Genomic DNA, 22,734 nt, shown 5'->3' with positions numbered 1-22,734 from the left:
CCCCCACGCCCGAATCCCGCACCACCGCAACCCAGGAACGGCCATCCAGCACCTCGCCTCCCGGCTCCGCCGCCTCCCCCCGTCCTGCGGCCCGGTCCGCCTGATCGGGGTCGACGGGCACGCCGGCTCCGGAAAGTCCACGTTCGCCGGGCGGCTGGCCCACGCCCTCGGCGACGCGCCGGTCCTCCACCTCGACGACATCGCCAGCCACGACGAGCTGTTCGGCTGGACCGGGCGGCTGGACAGCCAGGTGATCGAGCCGTTCGGCCGGGGCGAGCAGGCGCGGTACACGCCCTACGACTGGCACACCCGGCACTTCCGGGCACCGTGCGCCCTGCCGCCGGCCCCGGTGGTCCTCGTCGAGGGCGTCGGCGCGGGCCGCCGCGCACTGCGCCCGCACCTGGCCCGGCTGCTGTGGATGGAGTTGCCCGAGGAGGAGTCCTGGGCCCGTGGCCGGTCGCGGGACGGCGAGGAGCAGCGGGACTTCTGGGACGGGTGGGTCGTGGCGGAACGACGGCACTTCGCCGACGACCCTTCTCGGCCGTTCGCGGACCTTCTGGTACGGCAGGGACAGCAGGGATACGAGGTGCTGTCGGGACCTGCCGAGGCGAGCGGACCGGACCACAGGAACACGCACAGTGACGGACCATCCGCAGTGTGCTGAACTCGTGAAGATCCCCGCTCGGGAACTTCCGGGAGTGTCCCAACTCGGCTTGACCGGGCGCCCGTACAGGTCTTACGTTCTCAATGTGCGGCGTTGCACGCCGCCCCCTTGACGCGAAGCCCCCGGTTGTTCCCCCGTGATCGGGGGCTTCGTTCTGCCCGCACCCCGCTCCATGGGCCCGCTCCGGCTGCCGCGAGGCGTGATCCGCTCACGTTCGGTGACCGCCCCCGGGGATCGGCCCGTCCGCTCCCACCTCGCCAAACGGCCGGTACCGCACCCTACGGCGGGCCCTGCCCCCGCAGGTACGATGCCCTCGGTGCGACCTACGGACGGCTGCTTCGCGCACCTGGCAACTCCGGTCCGCGGCACAGCGGTTCGACCAGGACACCGCCGGGCGACGCCCGGCGGCATCCATACCGACGGGGGCACGGTTTGTGGGGGACGTGACGTGATGGACTTCGGCACGCAGGGCTCGAAGGCCCCGGCCGACCTCGCCTGGATACGAGGCGTGGACGCCTACACGATGGGGGCCTATCCGCAGGCGGAGGAGGAGTTCCGCAACGCGGTGCGGATCGACCCCGGGATGGCCGACGGCTGGCTCGGCCTGCACGCGCTGCGCGTCGACACCACGACCGCGCTGCTGCGGATGTTCCGGCACCGGGAGCGTTTCGGCGAGCAGCGCGCCCGGCACCGACGCACCCTCAACTCCTGGTACTGGCTGGGCTGGTGGGTGCAGCCGGTGCTGGAGAGCCCGCGCGATCTGCTGCTCGCGCACGCCTCGCACTGGCTCGACGGCCGCCATGTCCCGGAGCTGGACCGGGCGCTGGCCGGGCTCCCGCCCGTCGACGCCGATGCCCAGGTCCGCTTTCTGCACGCCTGCCGCGCCTACCTGGTCAAGGACTGGGAACAGCTCGTACGGCACACCGAGCCACTGATCGACGACCCCATGCTCGGCATCGAGGCCGGCCTGTTCGGCGGGATGGCCCGGGTCAGGCTGGAGATGTACGGGCAGGCCGAACCCCTGCTGTCGGCGGCCCTGATGCGCTGTCGCAGCGAGCAGCCGCAGCGCAAGGAGCTGCGGTACTGGCTGGCGCGGGCGCACGAGGGGACGGGCCGGTCGGCGGCCGCGCTCCCGCTGTACCGGGCGGTGCACCGGGTCGACCCGGCCTTCATGGACACCTCGGCCCGGCTCGCGGCGATCGCCGAGGGCGACGGCTACGACGACCACGCCGACCTCGCCGCGATCACCCTCACCGGCACCGGGCAGGACACCGTCGACGGTGTCGACCTGCTCGACCCGCTGTACGGCGCCGAGGGCCGGGACCTCAAGTACCCCGGCACCGACCTGCCGCCGTCCGGACCCCCGCCGTCGGCCGGCGACCCGGCGGTGCGCGCGAAGAGCGCCGTCCCCTCCTCGCCACTGCCCGCCGGCCCCACCGACCCCGGGTTACTCGAGGAAGCGCTTGCCGAGCTCGAACGCATGGTGGGCCTGGAGCCGGTGAAGCGCCAGGTGAAGGCGCTGTCCGCCCAGTTGAACATGGCCCGGCTGCGGGCCGGGCAGGGCCTGCCGGTGCAGCCGCCCAAACGCCACTTCGTCTTCTCCGGCCCCTCCGGCACCGGCAAGACCACCGTGGCCCGCATCCTCGGCCGCGTCTTCTACGCCCTCGGTCTGCTGGGCGGCGACCATCTGGTGGAGGCGCAGCGGGCCGATCTCGTCGGCGAGTACCTCGGCCAGACGGCCGTGAAGGCCAACGAGCTGATCGACTCGGCCCTCGGCGGTGTCCTCTTCGTCGACGAGGCCTACTCCCTGTCCAACACCGGCTACGGCAAGGGCGACGCCTACGGCGACGAGGCCCTCCAGGTGCTGCTGAAGCGGGCGGAGGACAACCGCGACCACCTGGTGGTGATCCTGGCCGGCTATCCGGAGGGCATGGACCGGCTGCTGGCCGCCAACCCCGGGCTGTCGTCGCGCTTCACCACCCGGGTCGACTTCCCCTCGTACCGTCCCCTCGAACTGACCTCGATCGGCGAGGTGCTGGCCGCCGAGAACGGCGACGTGTGGGACGAGGAGGCGCTCGACGAGCTGCGTTCCATCGCCGGGCACGTGGTCGACCAGGGCTGGATCGACGAACTGGGCAACGGGCGGTTCCTGCGGACGCTGTACGAGAAGAGCTGCGCCTACCGGGACCTGCGGCTGTCGATGTATCCGGGGAGCCTGTCGCGCGACGACCTGTCGACGCTGCGGCTGCCCGACCTGATGCAGGCGTACGGCGAGGTGCTGTCGGGCCGGGGCCCGCAGGATCCGTCGGCTCTGTGACGGATCCCGCGGGCCCGCTCGCGCGTCAGCTCGCCATGGCCCCCTCCGTGGAGGGGGGTCCGGCCTGCTCCAGCGGGGCCGGGATCTTGACGGCGCTCACCCGCGGCTCGGCCACCCTGGCCTCCGGGGCCTTGCGGTGCGCCGGATCCCGTACCTCGCCGACCAGCAGCTCCAGTACGTCCTCCAGCGCGACCAGGCCGAGCACCTTCCCGGTGGGGTCGGCGACCTGGGCCAGGTGCGTGGCCGCGCGCCGCATCACGGTGAGCGCGTCGTCCAGCGGCAGTTCGGACCGCAGGGTCGTCATGGGCCGCCAGATGTGCTGCGGCACCGCCCGCTGGGACTCCTCCACGTCGAGTACGTCCTTGACGTGCAGGTACCCCATGAAGGCGCCGTTCTCCGCCGCGATCGGGAACCGGGAGTAGCCGGTGCGGCCGGTGAGCTCGACGATCTGTCCGGGGGTGACCGAGGGACTGACCGTCACCAGGGACTCGCGCGGCAGCAGCACGTCCATGACCGGGCGGGAACCCAGTTCGAGGGCGTCCTCCAGGCGCTCCTGCTCCTCCGGGTCGAGCAGGCCGGCCTGCCCGGAGTCCTCCACCAGCCGGTTGAGCTGCTCGCTGGTGAAGACGGCCTCGACCTCGTCCTTGGGCTCGACGCGGAAGAGCTTCAGGATGCCCTGGGCGCAGGCGCCGAGGGCCACCGTGATCGGCCGGCACAGACGGGCGAAGGCGACCAGACCGGGGCTGAGCCACAGCGCCGCCTTCTCGGGGGCCGCCATGGCGAGGTTCTTCGGCACCATCTCGCCGATCACGAGGTGGAAGAAGACCACCGCCGCGAGCGCGATGACGTACCCCAGGGGGTGGATCACGCCGGTCGGGAGGTGGATCGCCTCGAAGAGCGGCTCCAGCAGCCGGGCGACGGTCGGCTCGGCGACCGCGCCCAGCGTGAGCGAACAGACGGTGATGCCGAACTGGGCGGCGGCCATCATCTGCGGCAGCCGCTCCAGGCCGTAGAGCACCTGGCGGGCCCGCGCGGTGCCGAGCGGTTCGATCTGGCTGCGGCGCACGGACACCAGCGCGAACTCGGCCCCGACGAAGAAGCCGTTGGCGAGCACGAGCAGGGCCGCGAAGACGAGTTGGAGCAAGCTCATCGGGCCGCCTCCATGACCGTGGCGGTCCTGACCAGGCGGACCCGCTCGGCGCGGTAGTGACCGACCTGGCGCACGGACAGCCGCCAGCCCGGCAGCTCGGCCCGGTCGCCGGGGGCCGGGATCCGGCCCAGCAGATCGGCGACCAGGCCCGCGACGGTCTCGTACGGGCCCTCCGGCACGTCGAGGCCTATGCGTTGCAGGATGTCCACCCGGCAGCTGCCGTCGACGTCCCAGGCGGGCCTGCCGTCCTCGGGCGGGGCGACGGCGAGCTCGGGCAGGTCCTGCCCGTCGTGCTCGTCGCGGACCTCGCCGACGAGTTCCTCGACGATGTCCTCCAGGGTGACCACGCCGGCCGTGCCGCCGTACTCGTCGACGACGACCGCGATGGGCTGCTCGCTGCGCAGCCGGGCCAGCAGCGGCTGCACGGGCAGCGACTCGGGCACCAGCAGCGGCGGGCGGGCGATCCGGCCGACGGGGGTGCGCAGCCGGTCCTGGGCGGGTACGGCCAGGGCGTCCTTGAGATGGACCATGCCGACGATCTCGTCGATCTTCTCTCGGTAGACGGGGAAGCGGGACAGACCGGTGGCCCGGGTGAGGTTGACCACGTCCTCGGCGGTCGCCGACGACTGGAGCGCGCTCACCCTGACCCGCGGGGTCATGACGTGCTGCGCGGTGAGCTCGCCCAGCGACAGGGTCCGTACGAAGAGGTCGGCCGTGTCCTGTTCCAGGGCGCCGGCCTGGGCCGAGTGCCGGGCGAGCGAGACGAGCTCGCCCGGGGTGCGGGCGGAGGCCAGCTCCTCGGCGGGCTCGATGCCCAGGGCACGTACGAGCCGGTTGGCGACGGCGTTGAGCGCCGCGATGACCGGCCGGAACAGACGGGCGAAGACGTGCTGCGGGCCGGCGACGAACCGGGCGACCTGGAGCGGCTTGGACACCGCCCAGTTCTTGGGCACGAGTTCGCCGATCACCATCTGCACGGCCGCGGCCAGCAGCATGCCGACGACCACGGCGACCCCGGACGCGGCGCTCTCGGGCACGCCGAGCGCGGTGAACGGGGCGTGCAGCAGCCGCGCGAGCGCGGGCTCGGCGAGCATGCCGACGACCAGGGAGGTGATGGTGATGCCGAGCTGGGTGCCGGAGAGCTGGAAGGACAGCTCCTTGAGCGACTCGACCACCGTGCGGGCCCGTCGGTCGCCGTCGGCGGCGGCCTTCTCGGCCTCCGGGCGTTCGACCGTCACGAGGCCGAACTCGGCCGCCACGAAGAAGCCGTTGGCGAGGATGAGCACAAAAGCCGCTCCGAGGAGCAGCAGGGAGATGGTCATGATGCCGCCGCCTCCGCAGTGACACGGACGCGGTCCGTGCTATGTCGGGAGGGGGCGGCGCAGGTACTACAGGACGATCCGTCCATCGCCGGAGAGGGTCACTCCTCGGGTTGCAGGAATCCCCTGTGTGCCGGGACGGCACCACAGGGGCGGAGGCGCAGCGAAAGCGCCTCCGCCACCAGATTAATCAAGACACCGGCCCGTGCGGCAGGGTGGACGGCCCCGAGTCAGCCCTGATGTTGCTCCGGGTCGCGGATCGAGCGGGCCTCGACGAGCATGCGCAGGGTGCGCGCGTCGGCGACGGCCCGCTCCCTGGCGATGCCGGGCTGGATGCCGAGCGCGGGCAGGCTGGTGCCGTCGCTGAGGTCGAGGAAGACCCAGGGGTCGCCGACCCGCAGGTTCACCCGGAGGATCTCCGCCCAGGCCAGACGGCGCCTGCTCGCGATGTTGACCACGGTGACGCCGGAGTCGTCGGCGACGACCTTCACCCGGGCGAGCCGGGCCAGCACCCAGAGGATGACGGCCCCGGTGAGGATGAAGCTGAGCCGCTCCCCCGGGCCGAGCTGCTCCAGCAGCATCGCGACCGCGGAGATGACCACGAAGATCGCGACACCGGCGCCGAGCAGCACGGCGCGGGTGCGCCCCGGCCGGAAGGTGACGGGCAGGGTGGGCAGGTCGGACATCGGTGTGCGGCTTCCCGGGCTCAGAGACGGCAGGCGTGGATGGCCGTGGTCAGGATGGCCCGCGCGCCGATGTCGTACAGGTCGTCCATGATCCGCTGGGCCTCCTTGGACGGGACCATCGCGCGGACGGCGACCCAGCCCTCGTTGTGCAGCGGGGAGACGGTCGGGGACTCCAGGCCGGGGGTGAGCGCGACGGCCTTCTCCAGCTGCTCGACCCGGCAGTCGTAGTCCATCATCACGTACGTCCGGGCCACCAGGACGCCCTGGAGGCGGCGCAGGAACTGCTGGACCTTGGGCTCCTCGACGTCCGCGCCGGTACGGCGGATGACGACGGCCTCGGACTTCATGATGGGGTCGCCGAAGACCTCCAGGCCCGCGTTGCGCAGCGAGGTGCCGGTCTCGACGACGTCCGCGATGACCTCGGCGACGCCGAGTTCGATGGCGGTCTCGACGGCTCCGTCGAGGTGGACCACGGAGGCGTCGACGCCCTGGTCGGCGAGGTAGGCCGCGACGATGCCCTCGTAGGAGGTGGCGACCGTGCGGCCCTTGAGGTCCTGGACGGTGTGCGCGGTGCCGGGCTTGGCGGCGAAGCGGAAGGTGGAGCGGGCGAAGCCGAGCGGCAGGATCTCCTCGGCCCCGGCGGCGGAGTCGACCAGCAGGTCGCGGCCGGTGATACCGATGTCGAGGCGGCCGGAGGAGACGTAGATCGCGATGTCGCGGGGGCGGAGGTAGAAGAACTCGACCTCGTTGACCGGGTCGACGATCCGCAGCTCCTTGGACTCCCGGCGCTGCTGGTAGCCGGCCTCATGCAGCATCTCCGCCGCAGGTCCGGACAGGGAACCCTTGTTGGGGACGGCGATGCGCAGCATGAGGTCGGCTTCCTTCGCTCGGTCGTACGGGAGTGCCGTACGGGGATTTTCGTACGGGGATGGTGGTGCGGGCGCGGCTCAGAGGTGGGCGTAGACGTCGTCCAGGGAGATCCCCCGGGCGACCATCATCACCTGGACGTGGTAGAGCAGCTGCGAGATCTCCTCGGCGGCTGCCTCCTTGCCCTCGTACTCGGCGGCCATCCAGACTTCGGCGGCCTCCTCGACGACCTTCTTGCCGATGGCATGGACGCCCTTGCCGACCAGCTCGGCGGTACGGGAGGTGGCCGGGTCGCCGGTGGCGGCCTTGTGCTGGAGCTCGGTGAAGAGCTCCTCGAAAGTCTTCTTGGACATGGTGGTCCTCACCCTACGCGGTCCGGCCGGTACCTCAGTGCCAGGGTTCGGATACTGAACGCAGGGTGGCCGCGGTCGCCACCGCCGCGGTCACCGCCTCGTGGCCCTTGTCCTCGCTGGAGCCCTCGATGCCCGCCCGGTCCAGTGCCTGTTCCTCGGTGTCACAGGTCAGCACGCCGAAGCCGACGGGGACGCCGGTCTCGACGGAGACCTGGGTCAGGCCCTGGGTGACGCCCTGGCACACGTACTCGAAGTGGGGCGTGCCGCCGCGGATGACGACACCGAGGGCGACGACCGCGTCGTAGCCGCGGCCCGCGAGGACCTTGGCCGCGACCGGGAGTTCCCAGCTGCCGGGGACCCTCAGCAGGGTCGGCTCGTCGATGCCGAGGTCGTGCAGGGCGCGCAGCGCGCCGTCGACCAGACCGTCCATCACCTTCTCGTGCCACTGTGCCGCGATGACGGCGACCCGCAGGTCCCCCACGTTGCGTACGGACAGTTCCGGTGCACCCTTGCCGCTCACGTCTCTCCTTCGTGCTGTCTCTTACTGGTTGCCGCAGGTGGACGCGGTGGGCGCGTCCAGCCAGGGCAGGTCGTGCCCCATCCGGTCCCGCTTGGTGCGCAGGTAGCGGAGGTTGTGCTCGCCCGCCTGAACGGGCATCGGCTCGCGGCCGGTGACCTCGATGCCGTGGCGCTCCAGCGCGGCGGTCTTGTCGGGGTTGTTGGTCATCAGGCGTACGGCGCGCACCCCGAGGTCGGCGAGGATCTGCGCGCCCGCGCCGTAGTCGCGGGCGTCGGCGGGCAGGCCGAGTTCGAGGTTGGCGTCGAGGGTGTCGTGGCCGCGTTCCTGGAGCTCGTAGGCGCGCAGCTTGGACAGCAGGCCGATGCCGCGGCCCTCGTGTCCGCGCAGATAGACCACCACGCCCCGGCCCTCGCTCTGGATGCGTTCCAGGGACGCGTCCAGCTGGGGGCCGCAGTCGCAGCGCTGGGAGCCGAAGACGTCGCCGGTGAGGCATTCGGAGTGGAGGCGGACCAGGACGTCCTCGCCGTCGCCGAGGTCGCCGTGGACCAGGGCGACGTGCTCGACGCCGTCGACGGTGGAGCGGTAGCCGTACGCGGTGAACGTGCCGTGGACGGTGGGCAGTCGGGTCTCCGCCTCGCGGCGGACGGTGGGTTCGGCGGAGCGCCGGTAGGCGATCAGGTCCTCGATGGAGATGATCGTCAGTCCGTGCTTGCGGGCGAACGGGATCAGCTCGGGCAGCCGCAGCATCCGGCCGTCCTCGCCGGCGATCTCGACGATCGCGCCGGCCGGGCGCAGTCCGGCCAGCCGGGCGAGGTCGACCGCGGCCTCGGTGTGGCCGTTGCGGACCAGGACGCCGCCCGGCCGGGAGCGCAGCGGGAAGATGTGGCCGGGGCGCACCAGGTCGGTGGGCTGCGCGGTGCCGCCGGCGAGGAGTTGCAGGGTGGTCGCGCGGTCGGCGGCCGAGATGCCGGTGCTCACGCCGTGGGCGGCGGAGGCGTCCACGGAGACGGTGAACGCGGTCTTCATGGACTCGGTGTTGTCCTCGACCATCTGCGGGAGCCGGAGCCGGTCGAGTTCCTCGCCCTCCATGGGGGCGCAGATCAGGCCGCGGCACTCGGTCATCATGAAGGCGACGATCTCGGGGGTGGCCTTCTCGGCGGCGACGACGAGGTCGCCCTCGTTCTCGCGGTCCTCGTCGTCGACGACGACGATCGGGCGGCCGGCCGCGATGTCGGCGATGGCCTGCTCGATCGGGTCGAGCGCGAAGTCCTCGATGTCGTCGGTGCCGTCGGTGCTGTACGGGAACGGTGCCGCGTTCATGCCGGTGCTCCTTCCAGAGCGGGCTGGGGACCCCGGCGGGACCGCAGCCACCAGTCGCGCATGCCCCACAGGACGAGCGCGCCGTAGATGACGTAGACGAATCCGGAAAAGGCGAAGCCGTTGGCGAAGTTCAGGGGGACGCCGACGACGTCGACGAGCAGCCAGGCGAACCAGAACTCGACCATGCCGCGGGCCTGGGCGTACATCGCGACGACGGTGCCGACGAAGATGTAGGCGTCGGGCCAGGGGTCCCAGGACAGGGACGGGTAGGCCTTGAAGAGCAGGGCCACGGCGACGGTGCCGACGGCGGCGGCCGCGACCAGCACCGCGCGCTCGCGCCAGGTGGCGAAGCGTACGGCGATGTGGCCGTCCTCGCCCTGGCCCTTGCCGCGGTTCCACTGCCACCAGCCGTAGACGGCGACGACCATGACGACGATCTGCTTGCCCGCGCTGCCGGAGAGGTGGGCGGTGGCGAAGGCCGCGAACAGGATGAGGCCGGAGACGAACTGGGCGGGCCAGCTCCACAGGGAGCGCCGCCAGCCGAAGGCGAGGGCGATCAGCCCGATCACGTTGCCTATCATGTCCGACCACTTGATGTGCTGGTCGAGCAGGACGAAGGCCTCGGAGTTCAGCCAGTTCACCGGGTGACCCCCTGACCGGCCGCGAGCAGGCGCTCGACGTACTTGGCGACCACGTCCACCTCGAGGTTGACCGGGTCGCCGGGCTGCTTGAGGCCGAGCGTGGTCAGGGCGAGGGTGGTGGGGATGAGGCTGACGGTGAAGTAGTCGGGGCCCGCCTCGACGACGGTGAGGCTGATGCCGTCGACCGTGATGGAGCCCTTCTCGACGACGTAGCGCGCGAGGTCCGCGGGGAGCGAGACCTTCACGATCTCCCAGTTCTCGGAGGGCGTGCGGGCCAGCACTTCGCCGGTGCCGTCGACGTGGCCCTGCACGATGTGGCCGCCGAGGCGGGCGCCCACGGCGGTGGGGCGTTCGAGGTTGACGCGGGAGCCGACCGCCAGGGCGCCGAGGCTGGAGCGGTCGAGGGTCTCGGCCATGACGTCGGCGGTGAACTCGTCGCCCTCGTGCTCGACGACGGTGAGACAGACACCGTTCACGGCGATGGAGTCGCCGTGCTTCGCGCCCTCGGTCACGACGGGGCCGCGCAGCCGGAAGCGCGAGGCGTCGCCGAGGTTCTCGACGGCGGTGATCTCGCCCAGCTCTTCGACGATTCCGGTGAACACTTCCCGGGTCCTCCTGCCACATAGGGGCACGGACTCCGGGGCCTGTCGATGACGACAGAAAGTACGGACTACGACACCGGGGGCGACGCCGGACAGACTCGTCCACACGGACGAGCACATACGGCGGCGCGCACGAATGCCCGCCCGCCGCGCACTGCCTCCCATCCGGACTTTAACCGTCGGTCCAGGAATTTCACCTGGTCAACCGGCCGCTGGAAGCGACCGGGTCGCGGACTGTAACCGCCGGTTCGGACTTTCACCGACCCCGGAGTGCGCTGCTTTAGGTACAGGGCCAGTCTGCCACGGCCGATCGGCGTCCATGCGGACGACCCGTGTGGAGTGGCTCACAAGTGTCGTCGCCGGACTTGCCGAACGGCCGCACGGGATCCAATCCCCCGTCACCCCGGGCCACTTGAGACTGGTCCATACCTATTGACGCAGTGGTCTAGTCCTTTTTAGGGTTCGGCTCATGCCCGGCGGCGGTGACGACGGCCCTTGCCCGCCGCCGGGCCGCCCCACGCCTGCGGCCCCGCAGCCGCGTCCCTGCCGTTCGCCGCGAGATCGAGCTACGGCTCCCCCGGCCCGAACAGCTCCCGCTGGGCCGACTCACGCGCCGTCAGCAGCGCCCCCCGGAGCACCGCCGCACCGCCCAGCCGTCCGGCCCGCACCTCCGTCGGCAGCGGGGACATCGCGCGGATCCGCCCCGCGACCCGGGCGGCGAGCACCTCGCCCCCGGCCTGCCCCACCTCGCCGCCGAGGACCACGCAGCCAGGGTCCAGCACGGCTGCGACGGAGGCGACCCCGACGGCGATCCGGCCGGCCAGGGCGTCCAGGAAGCGGTCGGCGGCGGCGCCGGACGCGCAGACCGCCTCGGCGACGAGGGCGGCGGCCCGTGGCTCGCGTGCGGCCGGCGCGGCGAGGATGCCGTGCTCCGCGGCGAGGTCGGCGATCGCCTCCGAGCCGACCAGGGCGTGGAAACCGCCGTCGCAGCCCGTGGCCGAGGGGAGCCCGCCGGTCCCCGGCACCGGCAGGAAGCCGATCTCCCCGGTGCCGCCGGAGGCGCCCCGGCGCAGGACACCGTCGAGGACCACGGCCGCGCCGGTGCCGCGGCCGAGCCAGAGCAGCACGAAGGTGTCGCGGTCGCGGGCCGCGCCGTCGCGCTGCTCGGCCAGGGCGGCGAGGTTGGTCTCGTTCTCGACCAGGACACGGGCGTCCGGGAGCCGCTCCTGGAGCGCGGCCACCAGTCGGCGGTGCCATTCGGGCAGCCCCGTGGAGTCGCGCAGCTCACCGGTGGCCGGCGCGATCAGGCCGGGGGCGCCGATGCCGACCGTGTGCAGCCGGTCGACGCCGGCCTCCTTCGCGACCCGTTCGACCAGCGCGACGGCCTGTTCGAGGGCCGGTCCCGTGTCCGTGTCGCCGCCGATCGGCACCGATGCCTCGGCGAGCACCTCGCCGAGCAGGTCGGAGACGACCACGGCGACGCCCTCGGTGCGCACGTCCAGGGCGGCGAGATGGGCGAGGTCGGCGACGATGCCGTACAACCGCGCGTTCGGGCCGCGCCGTTGCTCCCCGGACTCGCCCACCACCGAGATCAGGCCGGAGACGGTGAGGCGCTCGACGAGGTCGGCGACGGTCGGCCGGGACAGACCGGTGCGCTCTTTCAACTGCCCTGCCGTCAACGGGCCTTCCTGCAACAGCCGCAGGGCGAGCCGGTCGTTGATGGCCCGGGCGGTGCTCGGGGATGCGGGCATGCCGGGAATCCTCCCAGATCGACGCGGCCGCACGGCGGGCACCTGCACCCGAGGGCCTGTCCGGCGGACGGACCCTCGCACCGTGTGGCCTCATGTCCCCTATCTATCAGGCAGGGTTCCTGATAGTTTACGTCGGCGCTACGGGGATACACACGTCCGGGAGGGGCCCGAGAATGAGTGCAGTGGTCTACGAGGCGTCCGAGGTGCGGCGCGCCCGGTACGCCGTGGCGGCCGTGTTCGCCGTGCACGGCGCCGTCACGGGCTCGTTCGCGACCCGGGTGCCATGGATCCAGGACCATGCCTCGCTCAGCACCGGCCAGTTGGGGCTGGCGCTGGCCTTCACGGCGTTCGGCGCCTCCTGCGCCATGCCGCTGGCCGGCCGGATCAGCCACACCCTCGGCAGCCGCAGCGCCCTGCGCGTTCTGATCGCGCTGTGGACGGTGTCGCTGATCCTGCCCGCCCTGGCGACCAACCTGTACACGCTGTGCCTGGCGATGTTCGTCTACGGGGCGAGCGCGGGCATGGCGGACGTGGCGATGAACGCGCTGGGCGTCGAGGTCGAGCGGCTGCTCGACAAGTCGATCATGTCCGGGCTGCACGGCATGTGGAGCGCGGGCGCCCTGATCGGCTCGGCGGCCGGCACGCTCGCCGCCCATCTCGGAGCGGACGCGCGCCTGCACTTCGCGCTGGCCGCCGTGGTCCTCACCCTGCTCGGCGTGTCGGTCTGCCGCTGGGTGCTGGACCTCCAGCCGGCCGAGGACGAGGAGCCGCCGCCGCGGTTCGCGCTGCCGCCGCGGTCGGCGCTGCTGATCGGCGCGGTCGGCTTCTGCGCGGTGTTCGCGGAGGGCGCCAGCCTGGACTGGTCGGCGGTGTACCTGCGTGACCGGCTGGAGGCGTCGGCGGGTCTCGCGGCGGCCTCGACGACCGGGTTCATGCTGACCATGGCGGTGGCCCGGATCCTCGGGGACGCGGCGGTGGACCGCTTCGGCGCGGTGCGCACGGTCCGCGCGGGCGGTGTCCTGGCCGCGTTCGGCGGGCTGCTCGTCGTGGTGGCCGGCCATCCGGCCGTGGCGATGGGAGGGTTCGCGCTGATGGGGCTCGGTATCGCGGTCGTCGTACCGCTGTGCTTCGCGGCGGCGGGCCGCAGCGGTCCGAACCCCAGCCAGGCCATCGCGGGCGTCGCGACGATCACGTACACCTCGGGGCTGATCGCGCCGAGCCTGATCGGCGGGGTCGCCCAGGCGACCAGCCTGATGGTGTCGTTCTGTCTGGTGACCGTGCTGTCCTGCGGGCTCGCCGTGTTCGCGGGCGTGCTGCGGGCCGGTGAGCGCGACCGGCCGACGGTCAGTCCGCGGGCCGCAGCAGTTCCCGACCCGCGGCCCTGAACCGCTCGCTCCAGGGCGCGGGGCGCAGCGTCGCAGCGTCCAGCCGGACCAGCACCCGGGTGCCCTGGGCGTAGGTCACCGCCCCGTCGGCCGAGCAGAACCGGAACCCGTACGTCAGACCGGTGTTGCCGAGCCGTTCCAGCCAGAGGTGGACGGCGTAGGTGCCGGTCCGGGTGACCGGGACGTCGTAGCTGATCCGCAGTTCCCGGACCGCGTTGCAGGCGTCCCCGGCCGCTTCCCAGTCGCCGTCGAACCGGATGCCGTGCTCCTGCCACAGCTCGCTCCACGCCCGCTCGACCATGAGCGGGTAGCGGGCGTTGTGCAGCAGGCCGAGGGCGTCGAGGTCGTCGAAGTGGACGGTGACGGGGACGAGCCGCCCGTAGGAGAGGACGGGGGCTGTCGGGGCTTCGGCGGTCACGGGTAGTGCTCCTGACACAGTTGAGACGCTTACGTCCATCCTAAGCGGACGCTCAGGTGCTCGTTCGCCCCATACACCTCGCCCTCCTCGGTCGCCCTGCCGACCGCGCCCACCACGCCTTCCGGGCTCCCCAGAAAGGGCCCTGACCAGCCCCGGCCCCGACAATGGTGCGGACGGTCGTACCTTCCGACGAAAGCGAACCCGCACCATGGATCTCGGTGTCCGCTGGAAACTGCACGGGGACGGACGCACTCCGGCACCGGGCGCGGTGGTCCGGCCCGACGAGCGGCTGTCCTGGCCGCGCACGGTCGGGCTCGGCGCCCAGCACGTGGTGGCGATGTTCGGCGCGTCGTTCGTGGCCCCCGTCCTGATGGGCCTGGACCCCAACCTCGCGATCATGATGTCCGGCGTCGCCACCGTGATCTTCCTGCTCGCGACCCGTGGCCGGGTGCCCAGCTATCTGGGCTGTTCGCTGTCCTTCGTCGGGGTGGCCGCGGTGATCCGCGCCCAGGGCGGCACCAGCGCCACGGTGACCGGCGCGGTCTTCGTCGTCGGCGTCGCCCTGTTCCTGGTCGGACTGGCCGTGCAGCGCTTCGGGGCGCGGATCATCCACGCCGCGATGCCGCCGATCGTGACCGGCGCGGTCGTGATGCTGATCGGCTTCAACCTGGCCCCGGTCACCGCCTCCACGTACTGGCCGCAGGACCAGTGGACGGCCCTGCTGGTGATGCTGTTCACCGGTATGGCGGTCGTCTGTCTGCGTGGTTTCTGGTCCCGCATCGCGATCTTCCTGGGGCTGGTCTTCGGGTACGGCATCTCCTGGGCCTTCGACGCGATCTTCGGGAAGATCCACTCGGTGGACGCGAGCGGCAAGCTCACCGACCACTGGCGGCTGGACCTGTCCAGCGTCGGCAAGGCCGACTGGATCGGGCTGCCGTCGTTCCACGGACCGTCGTTCCAGTGGTCGGCGATCCTGGTCGCGCTGCCGGTCGTCATCGCGCTGGTCGCGGAGAACGCCGGGCACGTCAAGGCGGTCGGCGAGATGACCGGGGACCCGCTGGACGACGAGCTCGGCACGGCGATCTCGGCGGACGGCGCGGCCTCCATGCTGTCGACCGCGGTGGGCGGTCCGCCCAACACCACGTACTCCGAGAACATCGGTGTGATGGCCGCGACCCGCGTCTACTCGACCGCCGCCTACTGGGCCGCCGCCGGCTTCGCCCTGCTGTTCGGTCTGTGCCCGAAGTTCGGCGAGGTCGTCGCGGCGATCCCGGGCGGGGTGCTCGGCGGCATCACGGTGATCCTGTACGGCATGATCGGGCTGCTCGGCGCGCAGATCTGGCTCAACGCCAGGGTGGACCTGCGCAACCCGCTGAACCTGGTGCCCGCCGCGGCGGGCATCATCATCGGCGTCGGCAACGTCACCATGAAGTTCACCTCCCACTTCTCGCTGAGCGGGATCGCCCTCGGCACCCTGGTGGTCATCACCGGCTACCACGCGCTGCGCGCCTTCGCGCCCGCCCATCTCAAGACCCAGACGCCGCTGCTGGACGCGGGCACGTCGACGTACGACGACGACACGGACGGCGACGGCGGCGGTCAGCGCGCCAGGTCGTAGGCGTACGAGGCGCTGAACGTCCCCGCCTCCCCCTTGCAGCCGTCCGACTCCCCCGGCAGCTTCACCCACAGGTAGGCGTCGATGCGTCCCTCGCCGGTGTTCAGCGTGGGCGCCCGGCCGATCTTCCGGCCGTCCGGGTCGCACCACTGTCCGTCGGCCGGGGCGCCGTTGCCGTTGCGGCTGGTGTCGATCACCGCGCCGAGGCCCGCAGGGCCGCCGAGGGCGTCGAGGACCGCACGGTCGTAGGCGATCTCGTCGGCGGTGCGGTGGAAGTTGGAGACGTTGCTGAAGACGCCGTCGGAGGAGGCGGCCGACGCGGCACCCGCCTGCCTGAGCAGGGCCGCCTGCTGCGCCGCGGGGTTCCAGGTCGAGTGGCCGGCGTCGTAGTAGACCCGGGCCCGCGGGTCGGCGCTCTTCAGGACCCGGCCGGCCCGGGCCAGCGAGGCGAAGCGGGCGCCGCGGTCGGCGGCGGAGAGGCAGTCGGACTGCGCGACCGCGTCGGGTTCCAGTACCACCATGACCTCGCCGGAGCCCAGCCCGGCGGCGACCCGGTCGATCCAGGCGTCGTAGGCGTCCAGGTCGGACGCCCCGCCCTCGGAGGCGCCGCCGCAGTCGCGGTCCGGGATCGCGTACACCACGACGGCGGGCACCCGGCCCGCGGCGGCGGCCGCCGCCGTGACCGCGCGGACCCGCGAGGTGGTGTCCGCGGCCTCGGCGTCGGTGAACCACACCGCCGCCGGCTGCTCGGCGATCCGGGACTCGATCACGGCCGCGCGGGGATCGCCGGGGTGGTCGTGGACCCACTCGTCCACCTGGGAGTCGGGGTGGTGGTAGAGGCGGGACGACACGGCGGCGGTCGCCGGGGTCCGTCGGGCCCCGGTCGCGGACGCGGTGGGACTCGCCTTCGGCTTCGGGGACGGCGAGGGTGACGCCTCGGCCGTCGGGACCGGCGGCACGGCCGGCCACGACGCCAGGGTCGGTGAACCGGACGGCCCGGGCCGGGCCTCGTCGGACCCCCGGGCCTCGCCCGGCGCGGACGTCAACCCGGCCACGGCGGCGACGGCCACCACCACGGACGCGAGCGCGACCATGCTCCCCCGCCCGACGGCGCCGCCGCGCCGGTCCGCGCGCACGGCCGGACGCTGGGCACGTAAGCCTGCCAAGTGCTGATCCCCTCTCCCGTACGACGGGATCGTTCCCCCGTTCTGGGGAAGCGTCGGGCCCGCCGGCACTGCGCAGAGCCTAGGACTGGGACCCTGCCCCCATGGCGCAATTGGCACAGTTCACCACTTCCGTAGACACCGTGGTCTCCCGTATGCGCGCCCTGGACGCCGGCCTGGAAGCGCGGGACGGGATCGCGGTCTTCAACCGCGTCTACCTCACGGTCACCGAGGAGGTCGACCGGCACATCGACCGCGGGGAGTTCGCGGACCCGCGGGCCGCGATCACGCTGGACGTCCGGTTCGCGGAGCGCTATCTGACGGCGGTCGACGCGGTGGCCGACGGGCGTCGCCCACCGGCCTGCTGGCGGCCGCTGTTCCAGCTCCGCCGCCATCCCGGGGTACGTCCGGTGCAGTTCGCGCTCGCGGGCATCAACGCGCACATCGGCCACGATCTGGCGCTCGCCGTCGTGGACGCCTGTCGTACGCTCGACTGCGAACCCTGCGCCCTGGAAGACGAGTTCGACCGCGTGGGCGAACTGCTCGGGTCGCTGGAGGAGCGCATCCGCGACGAGCTGACGCCGGGTCCCGACCTGTTCCGGATCGCCGATCCGCTGGCCCATCTGCTCGGCTCCTGGAGCCTGGAACGCGCCCGGGACGCCGCCTGGTCGGCGGCGCGGGCCCTGTGGGCACTGCGCGCACTGCCCGACCTGGCCGGGGAGTTCGCCGAGCGTCTGGACGCGGCGGTCGGTCTGGCGGGCCGCATGCTGCTGACCCCGCTGCCGCACCCATCCGCCGCGCCGGTGACCTGATCCCGGAGTCGGACGCCTCAACCGCCGTGGGTGCGTTGTACGTTCGACGGAACCGCACCCTGTGTCGAAGGAGCAGTTGGGCATGGCGACCAAGCTCGGACTCGGTCTTCCGCAGAACCGGAAGTACGACCTCGGCCGGGACGTGCCCGACGTGGCACGCACCGCGGAGGCGATCGGCTACGACAGCCTCTGGGTGTACGAGCGGCTCCTCGTCCCCGAACCCGCCACCCAGGGTCTGTACGGCATCGAGGGCCTGCCCTGGCCGGACGGGTACCGCGGGGTGGCCGAACCGCTGGTCACCCTCACGCTCGCCGCGGCGGCCACCGAACGGGTCGAGCTGGGCAGCAGTGTGCTGGTCGCCCCGCTGCATACGCCGTTCCGGCTCGCCAAGACGCTGGCCACGCTGGACGCGGCCAGCGGCGGACGGGTCCTCGCGGGCTTCGGCACCGGCTGGTCGCACGACGAGTACGCGGCGTCGTCGGTGCGCCCGTTCGAGGAGCGCGGCGCGGCCCTGGACGAGCTGGTCGAGGTGTGCCGCGCGGTCTGGGGCCCGGACCCGGTGTCGTACGACGGCCACATCACCAAGATCGCCCCGGCGGTCGTGGGGCCCAAGCCCGTCCGGCCGATCCCGATCCTGCTGGCGGCGGGCCCGGGACCGGCCCTGCGTCGGCTGGTCGACCACGCCGACGGGTGGCTGCCGGTGGCCATGGGCGCGGAGAAACTCGCCGCGCAGTGGCGCGCGGTGCAGGAACTGGCCGCCGAACGCGGGCGCACCAGGCCGATCCGGACCGTGCTGCGCGCCAACGCCCGCTACCTGGCCCAGGGCCACTCAGGGGGCCGCCGCGCGCCCTTCCACGGCAGTGTCGACCAGATCGTCGAGGACCTCGCCGCGCACGCCGAGGTCGGTCTCGACGAGATCCTCGTCGACCTCCAGTCCGAGACGCGGGACGCGCAGGAGCTGAAGGATGTGGCGGCGCAGGTCTACGGAAAAGCCCGGGCGGCGGGGATCTGAGCCCACCGCCCGATTCCGGCTCGGACCGACCGACGTCCGTCGCCGGGGTCAGTCCTCCGGGAGTTCCACGGGGGCGATGTCGGCGTAGACGTCGCCCGGGCCCGGGTTGGTCGCGTCGGTCGTGCCGCCGAAGTGGTGCATGACGCCCCAGACCGCGTTCAGCGCGGTCTGGATCGCGCCCTCGGCCCAGCCGGCCGTCCAGGAGATGTCGTCGCCCGCGAGGAAGATGCCCCGCTTGTCCTCGGGCAGCGACTCCTGCATGAAGTGCGTGAACAGGCGCCGCTGGTAACGGTAGTGACCGGGCAGGTTGGCCTTGAACGCACCCATGAAGTAGGGCTCGTTCTCCCAGGACACGGTCACCGGGTTGCCGATGATGTGCTTCCGGATGTCGACCTTCGGGTAGATCTCGCCGAGCGACTTCAGCATGACCTCCATCCGCTCGCTCGCGGACAGCGGCAGCCACTTCAGGCTGTCGTCGCACCACGTGTACGAGAGGCAGATGACGGCGGGCTTGTCCGGGCCGTCGTCCAGCAGGTAGGTGCCGCGGGTCATCCGGTCGGTGAGCGTCATCGACATGACGTCCCGCCCGGTCTCCTCGTCCTTGTCCAGCCAGAACGGCCGGTCCACGGGCACGAAGAGCTTGCTGGACTCCATGTAGTGGGTACGCTCGATCGCCGTCCAGTGGTCGATCGGGAAGAGCGAGTCGTCGCAGGCGATCTTCGACAGCAGCATCCAGGACTGGGCGGTGAAGATGGCCGCCTTGTAGGTGCGGATGTCGCCGTTCGCGTCCGTCACGGTGATCTGGTTGCCCGCGGTGCGGTGCAGCCGGGTCACGGCCGGCTTCGGCTCGCCGTCCGTGTGCAGCGACTTCAGCGAGGTGCCGTACGGCCAGTGGACGATCTTCTGCGGCTCGCGCTCCCACAGGCGCAGCGGCAGCTGCTGGGAGCCGCCGACGATGCCGCGGTGGTGGTCGTCGGCCTCGGTGTAGACGACCCGCAGGATCTCCAGGATGGAGTTGGGGAAGTCGGTGTCCCAGCCGCCGGTGCCGAAGCCGACCTGGCCGAAGATCTCGCGGTGCCGGAAGGACTTGAACGACTCGGAGTCGCAGAGGAAGCCGTAGAAGGTCTGGTTGTCGAGCTTCTCGACGAGCCGGGCCCAGATCTCGCGGATGCGCGGCACGTCGCGCTCGCGCATGGCCTGGTTCATGTCGGAGAAGTCGGCGCCGTCCTCCAGACAGGCGTTCCAGGCGTTCATCACGTCGCGGTAGACCTGCGGCAGGTCGTCGACGCTGGTCGCGTAGTGCGACTCGCCCTTGAGGTCGACGACGGTCGACGGGGTCGTCTCGGCGAGGGGGTTGGGGAAGGGCCGGGTCTGGAGCCCCACCAGGTCGATGTAGTGCTGGAGCGCCGTGGAGGACGGCGGGAAGCGCATCGCGCCCATCTCCGCGGTGAGGGAGGGGTCGCAGCCCTCGAAGCCCACGGTCCGCAGCCGGCCGCCGATCTGGTCGGCCTCATACACGACGGGCTTGAGGCCCATCTTCATCAGCTCGTACGCGGCCACCACACCGGACAGACCGCCGCCGATGACGGCGACCTCCGCGCCGTGCTCGGTCGCGGGTATCTGGCCGAGGCCCGCCGGGTGGGCGAGGAAGTCGTCGTACGCGTACGGGAAGTCCGGGCCGAACATGGTGATCGGCAGCTGCTGCTCGTCTGCGTGCTCGACGGCGTTGGGCACGGTGGACGTCATGGGGCACGGACTCCTTGCGCGAAAAACTGGGAGAGGGTGAGCGAAGGCGGGGCAGTGGTCAGACGAGGGACCCGTAGAGGCCCGGGCGGCGGTCCTTCAGATACGGGTTCGTCTCGCGGGACGCGGCGAGGAACGCGGGGTCCGCGTCGGCGAGCAGCAGTGCGTCGGCGCGGCCGCCGCGGGTGCGGGCGACCCCGTCGGGACCGGCCAGCGTGGACAGCCCGACGAACTCGAACTCCCCTTCGCGGCCGACCCGGTTGACGTAGGCGACGTACATCTGGTTCTCGAAGGCGCGCACCGGCACGACGGACTCGGCGACGAACTGGAACGGGTGCATCTGCGCCGTCGGCACCACCAGGAGGTCGGTGCCGGCCAGGGCGTGGGCGCGGACGTTCTCCGGGAACTCGACGTCGTAGCAGATCATGATGCCGACCCGCAGACCGTTCAGCTCGGCCTGGACGACCGGCGTCCCGCCCGGGACGAAGTGCTCGTGCTCGAAGCAGCCGAAGAGGTGGGTCTTGCGGTAGTTCGCGAGGCGGGTGCCGTCGGCGGAGATCAGCTGGGCGGAGTTGAAGACGGTCTCGCCGTCGCGCTCGGGGTATCCGTAGGCGACCGCGAGGCCGTGCCGGCCGGCGATCTCGGCGATCTCGTCGGCGCAGGCGCCGTCGGCGGGCTCGGCCAGGCGGCCGATGTCGTCGCCGATCGCGTACCCGGTCAGGAACATCTCCGGGGTGACCAGCAGTGCGGCGCCCGCGGCGGCGGCACGGCCCGCGGCCTCGTCGAGGACCTTGAGGTTCTCGACGACGGAACCGGGGCGGCCGGAGCTCTGGAGCAGGGCGGTGCGCATGCGTCTTCCTCACCGGATACGGAGGGGGGTTGGGGTCACGTAGACGGTACGGGCGGCGGAGCGGGCCGGACAAGGAGGAGCCGTTGCGCGCCGGTGAGCGGTTCGTTGCGTCGCGACCGGGGTGGGCGGCGATTCGTTGCGCGGGCCCGCTCGCGGCTCCGGGCTGGGCCGGTGTCCTGCCCCGGAGTGTGTGATGCGACACGGGAGCGGGCTCATCCGCCCCGGTCACCATGCCCCGCTCGCGGCTCCGGTTCATCACTCACAGCTCGCGGCTCCGGGGCATCGCTCACAGCTCGCGGCTCCGGGGCATCGCTCACAGCTCGCGCAGGCGGTCCGCGATCTCGCGCAGCAGCTCGGGGTCGGTGGCCGGGCCCGCGACGACCGGCCGCGGCTCGTCGACGCGCACCACACCGGCCGCGACCAGGTCGCCGAGCAGCACGCGTACGACGGTCAGCGGCAGGTCGGCGTCGGCCGCGAGCTCGACGACCGGCCGCGGCCCACGGCGCACCAGGTCCAGCAGGGAGGACCGGGCGTGGTCGAGTGCCGGGCCGCCGTCGTCCGGCCACAGGGCCGTGACCTGGGACATCAGGTCAATGGCGGGTCCGCCGGAGGGCCGGGTCCGGCCATGTGTCACGGCGTACGGCCGGACCATCGGCCCGGTCTCGTCCTCGTACCAGTGGTCGTCGTCTGCCACCAGGGGATCAGGCGCCGGCCGGACCGGCGGAGGCGGCGGCCTCCCGTACGGCGGCGTCCAGATGGCGGCCGACGCGGCGGACGAGCAGTTCCATCTCGTGGGCGAGCTGGCCGACGTCGGTCTCCGCCTCGCTGAGCACGGCGAGACGGCTGCCGTTGCCCGCCGGGGTGACGAAGAGATAGGCGTCGTCGAGCATGACCATGGTCTGTCGTACCTTGCCCGCGGCGAACCGTTCGCCCGCCGAGCAGGCCAGGCTGTGGAACCCGGAGCAGACGGCGGCCAGATGCTCGATGTCGCGCCGTTCGATCCCCTCCGAGCAGCACAGCGGCAGCCCGTCGGCGGTGAACAGGACCGCCTGACGGACGTGGTCGGTCCGGGCCACCAGGTCGTCGAGCAGCCAGCCGAGGTCCGTACCGGGCTGTTCGACCGTGTTGTCAGGGAGCATCGTCGGCGTCCCTCCTTTCGTCCGTGCCGGCCGGCTCACCGGCGGTGTGGGCCTGGGGGGTGCGGCCGGTCGGTTCACCTGGGGTGCGGCCGGTTCGTTCACCGGAGGTGCGGGGGTGTTCGGGGTCCGTCGGGCCGTCGGTGGTCCGGGAGTGCCGGGCGTCGGTGTGCTCCCCGGGCGCGGGAGCGTCCTCGGGGCCGGGCTCGACGCCCCTGCGTCCGCGGTCCAGCCCGCGCTGGAAGGCTCCGAAGATCGCCCGCATGTCCTCGGCGCTCACCTCGCGCCCGGACGCCCCGGCCGGGGCCCGCGGGGGCTCCTGGCGCAGCTCGGGGGCGAGGGCCGCCTGCCGGACCCGGGTGGGCAGCCCGGCCGCGCGGGGCGTGGCCGAGCCGGGGGCGGATGCGGGA

At 72.3% G+C, this 22,734-nt stretch carries 22 protein-coding genes, 1 pseudogene and 1 riboswitch; of the genes and pseudogenes, 6 read left to right on the top strand and 17 right to left on the bottom strand.

Annotated elements, in window-relative coordinates; all coding sequences use genetic code 11:
• Positions 1-43: 43 nt before the first annotated feature.
• Positions 44-664 carry a uridine kinase family protein gene (locus FNH09_RS47215; RefSeq protein ID WP_162469341.1) on the top strand — a complete coding sequence of 207 codons (621 nt, stop codon included), beginning with the start codon at positions 44-46 and terminating at the stop codon, positions 662-664.
• Positions 665-1,115: 451 nt separating this feature from the next.
• Positions 1,116-2,981, top strand: coding sequence for an AAA family ATPase (locus FNH09_RS30815; RefSeq protein WP_152893183.1), 1,866 nt, complete (start codon positions 1,116-1,118; stop codon positions 2,979-2,981).
• 25 nt (positions 2,982-3,006) lie between these two features.
• On the opposite strand, the gene FNH09_RS30810 is transcribed toward FNH09_RS30815, so the two are convergent.
• The 10 genes from FNH09_RS30810 to FNH09_RS30765 all read right to left on the bottom strand — a co-directional run bounded on the left by FNH09_RS30810 (position 3,007) and on the right by FNH09_RS30765 (position 12,190).
• Positions 3,007-4,131, bottom strand: coding sequence for a hemolysin family protein (locus tag FNH09_RS30810; RefSeq protein WP_152893182.1), 1,125 nt, complete (start codon positions 4,129-4,131; stop codon positions 3,007-3,009).
• Positions 4,128-5,453, bottom strand: a complete 1,326-nt coding sequence (locus FNH09_RS30805; protein ID WP_152893181.1) for a hemolysin family protein — start codon at positions 5,451-5,453, stop codon at positions 4,128-4,130. Before FNH09_RS30805 ends, FNH09_RS30810 begins: the two co-directional genes overlap by 4 nt.
• Before the next feature lie 227 nt (positions 5,454-5,680).
• Positions 5,681-6,136 carry a PH domain-containing protein gene (locus tag FNH09_RS30800; protein WP_152893180.1) on the bottom strand — a complete coding sequence of 152 codons (456 nt, stop codon included), beginning with the start codon at positions 6,134-6,136 and terminating at the stop codon, positions 5,681-5,683.
• Between the two features lie 20 nt (positions 6,137-6,156).
• Entirely contained in the window at positions 6,157-7,005 is an 849-nt protein-coding gene (gene hisG / locus FNH09_RS30795; protein ID WP_152893179.1) for an ATP phosphoribosyltransferase, read from the bottom strand.
• Positions 7,006-7,083: 78 nt separating this feature from the next.
• Positions 7,084-7,356, bottom strand: coding sequence for a phosphoribosyl-ATP diphosphatase (locus FNH09_RS30790; protein WP_026249121.1), 273 nt, complete (start codon positions 7,354-7,356; stop codon positions 7,084-7,086).
• Positions 7,357-7,390: 34 nt separating this feature from the next.
• A complete protein-coding gene (ribH, locus tag FNH09_RS30785; protein ID WP_162469340.1) occupies positions 7,391-7,876 on the bottom strand; it encodes a 6,7-dimethyl-8-ribityllumazine synthase in 486 nt (161 codons plus the stop codon).
• A 21-nt stretch (positions 7,877-7,897) separates the two neighbouring features.
• On the bottom strand, positions 7,898-9,196 hold the full coding sequence (locus FNH09_RS30780; RefSeq protein WP_152893178.1) for a bifunctional 3,4-dihydroxy-2-butanone-4-phosphate synthase/GTP cyclohydrolase II: 1,299 nt from the start codon (positions 9,194-9,196) through the stop codon (positions 7,898-7,900).
• Positions 9,193-9,837, bottom strand: a complete 645-nt coding sequence (gene pnuC, locus FNH09_RS30775) for a nicotinamide riboside transporter PnuC (protein ID WP_162469339.1) — start codon at positions 9,835-9,837, stop codon at positions 9,193-9,195. The genes FNH09_RS30780 and pnuC overlap by 4 nt, the downstream gene beginning before the upstream one ends.
• The gene (locus FNH09_RS30770; protein WP_162469338.1) at positions 9,834-10,439 is read right to left on the bottom strand and encodes a riboflavin synthase; all 606 of its coding nucleotides are present in this window, start codon (positions 10,437-10,439) and stop codon (positions 9,834-9,836) included. Before FNH09_RS30770 ends, pnuC begins: the two co-directional genes overlap by 4 nt.
• 147 nt (positions 10,440-10,586) lie before the next feature.
• Positions 10,587-10,717, bottom strand: a riboswitch (FMN riboswitch).
• A 288-nt stretch (positions 10,718-11,005) separates the two neighbouring features.
• Entirely contained in the window at positions 11,006-12,190 is a 1,185-nt protein-coding gene (locus tag FNH09_RS30765; protein WP_152893177.1) for an ROK family transcriptional regulator, read from the bottom strand.
• A 173-nt stretch (positions 12,191-12,363) separates the two neighbouring features.
• Between FNH09_RS30765 and FNH09_RS30760 the strand changes: the two genes are divergently transcribed.
• Positions 12,364-13,575, top strand: a complete 1,212-nt coding sequence (locus FNH09_RS30760) for an MFS transporter (RefSeq protein WP_152893176.1) — start codon at positions 12,364-12,366, stop codon at positions 13,573-13,575.
• Here FNH09_RS30760 and FNH09_RS30755 read toward each other — a convergent pair.
• A complete protein-coding gene (locus tag FNH09_RS30755) occupies positions 13,535-13,993 on the bottom strand; it encodes a thioesterase family protein (protein ID WP_162469337.1) in 459 nt (152 codons plus the stop codon). The two genes, FNH09_RS30760 and FNH09_RS30755, sit on opposite strands and share 41 nt — an antisense overlap.
• A 208-nt stretch (positions 13,994-14,201) precedes the next feature.
• Here FNH09_RS30755 and FNH09_RS30750 point away from each other — a divergent pair, with 208 nt between their 5' ends.
• Positions 14,202-15,611 carry a uracil-xanthine permease family protein gene (locus tag FNH09_RS30750; RefSeq protein WP_152893174.1) on the top strand — a complete coding sequence of 470 codons (1,410 nt, stop codon included), beginning with the start codon at positions 14,202-14,204 and terminating at the stop codon, positions 15,609-15,611.
• Here the strand turns inward: FNH09_RS30750 and FNH09_RS30745 are convergent.
• Positions 15,593-16,702 (bottom strand): glycoside hydrolase family 6 protein, encoded by a 1,110-nt coding sequence (locus FNH09_RS30745; RefSeq protein WP_152893185.1) that lies wholly within the window; start codon positions 16,700-16,702, stop codon positions 15,593-15,595. The genes FNH09_RS30750 and FNH09_RS30745 overlap by 19 nt on opposite strands.
• 173 nt (positions 16,703-16,875) lie before the next feature.
• Between FNH09_RS30745 and FNH09_RS30740 the strand changes: the two genes are divergently transcribed.
• Entirely contained in the window at positions 16,876-17,583 is a 708-nt protein-coding gene (locus tag FNH09_RS30740) for a DUF5995 family protein (RefSeq protein WP_152893173.1), read from the top strand.
• An 82-nt stretch (positions 17,584-17,665) separates the two neighbouring features.
• A complete protein-coding gene (locus FNH09_RS30735; protein WP_152893172.1) occupies positions 17,666-18,595 on the top strand; it encodes an LLM class F420-dependent oxidoreductase in 930 nt (309 codons plus the stop codon).
• A 48-nt stretch (positions 18,596-18,643) separates the two neighbouring features.
• Here FNH09_RS30735 and FNH09_RS30730 read toward each other — a convergent pair whose 3' ends face one another.
• From FNH09_RS30730 to FNH09_RS47825, 5 genes and pseudogenes are all read right to left on the bottom strand, one after another.
• On the bottom strand, positions 18,644-20,341 hold the full coding sequence (locus tag FNH09_RS30730) for a flavin monoamine oxidase family protein (protein WP_152893171.1): 1,698 nt from the start codon (positions 20,339-20,341) through the stop codon (positions 18,644-18,646).
• Between the two features lie 58 nt (positions 20,342-20,399).
• Positions 20,400-21,188, bottom strand: coding sequence for a carbon-nitrogen hydrolase family protein (locus tag FNH09_RS30725; RefSeq protein WP_152893170.1), 789 nt, complete (start codon positions 21,186-21,188; stop codon positions 20,400-20,402).
• A gap of 313 nt (positions 21,189-21,501) precedes the next feature.
• Entirely contained in the window at positions 21,502-21,882 is a 381-nt protein-coding gene (locus tag FNH09_RS30720; RefSeq protein WP_338017728.1) for a DUF742 domain-containing protein, read from the bottom strand.
• A gap of 7 nt (positions 21,883-21,889) precedes the next feature.
• Complete coding sequence (locus FNH09_RS30715) at positions 21,890-22,327, bottom strand: roadblock/LC7 domain-containing protein (protein ID WP_152893169.1); 438 nt, start codon at positions 22,325-22,327, stop codon at positions 21,890-21,892.
• Positions 22,317-22,734 (bottom strand): annotated as a pseudogene (locus FNH09_RS47825) (hypothetical protein); the annotation flags it as partial. The pseudogene FNH09_RS47825 and the gene FNH09_RS30715, both read right to left, overlap by 11 nt.

It is taken from the genome of Streptomyces adustus, from assembly GCF_009377175.1.
GTDB classification, from domain to species: Bacteria; Actinomycetota; Actinomycetes; order Streptomycetales; family Streptomycetaceae; genus Streptomyces; species Streptomyces adustus.
The sequence above is the reverse complement of the archived record's forward strand: the minus strand, read 5'-3'. Positions and strand labels throughout refer to the sequence as shown.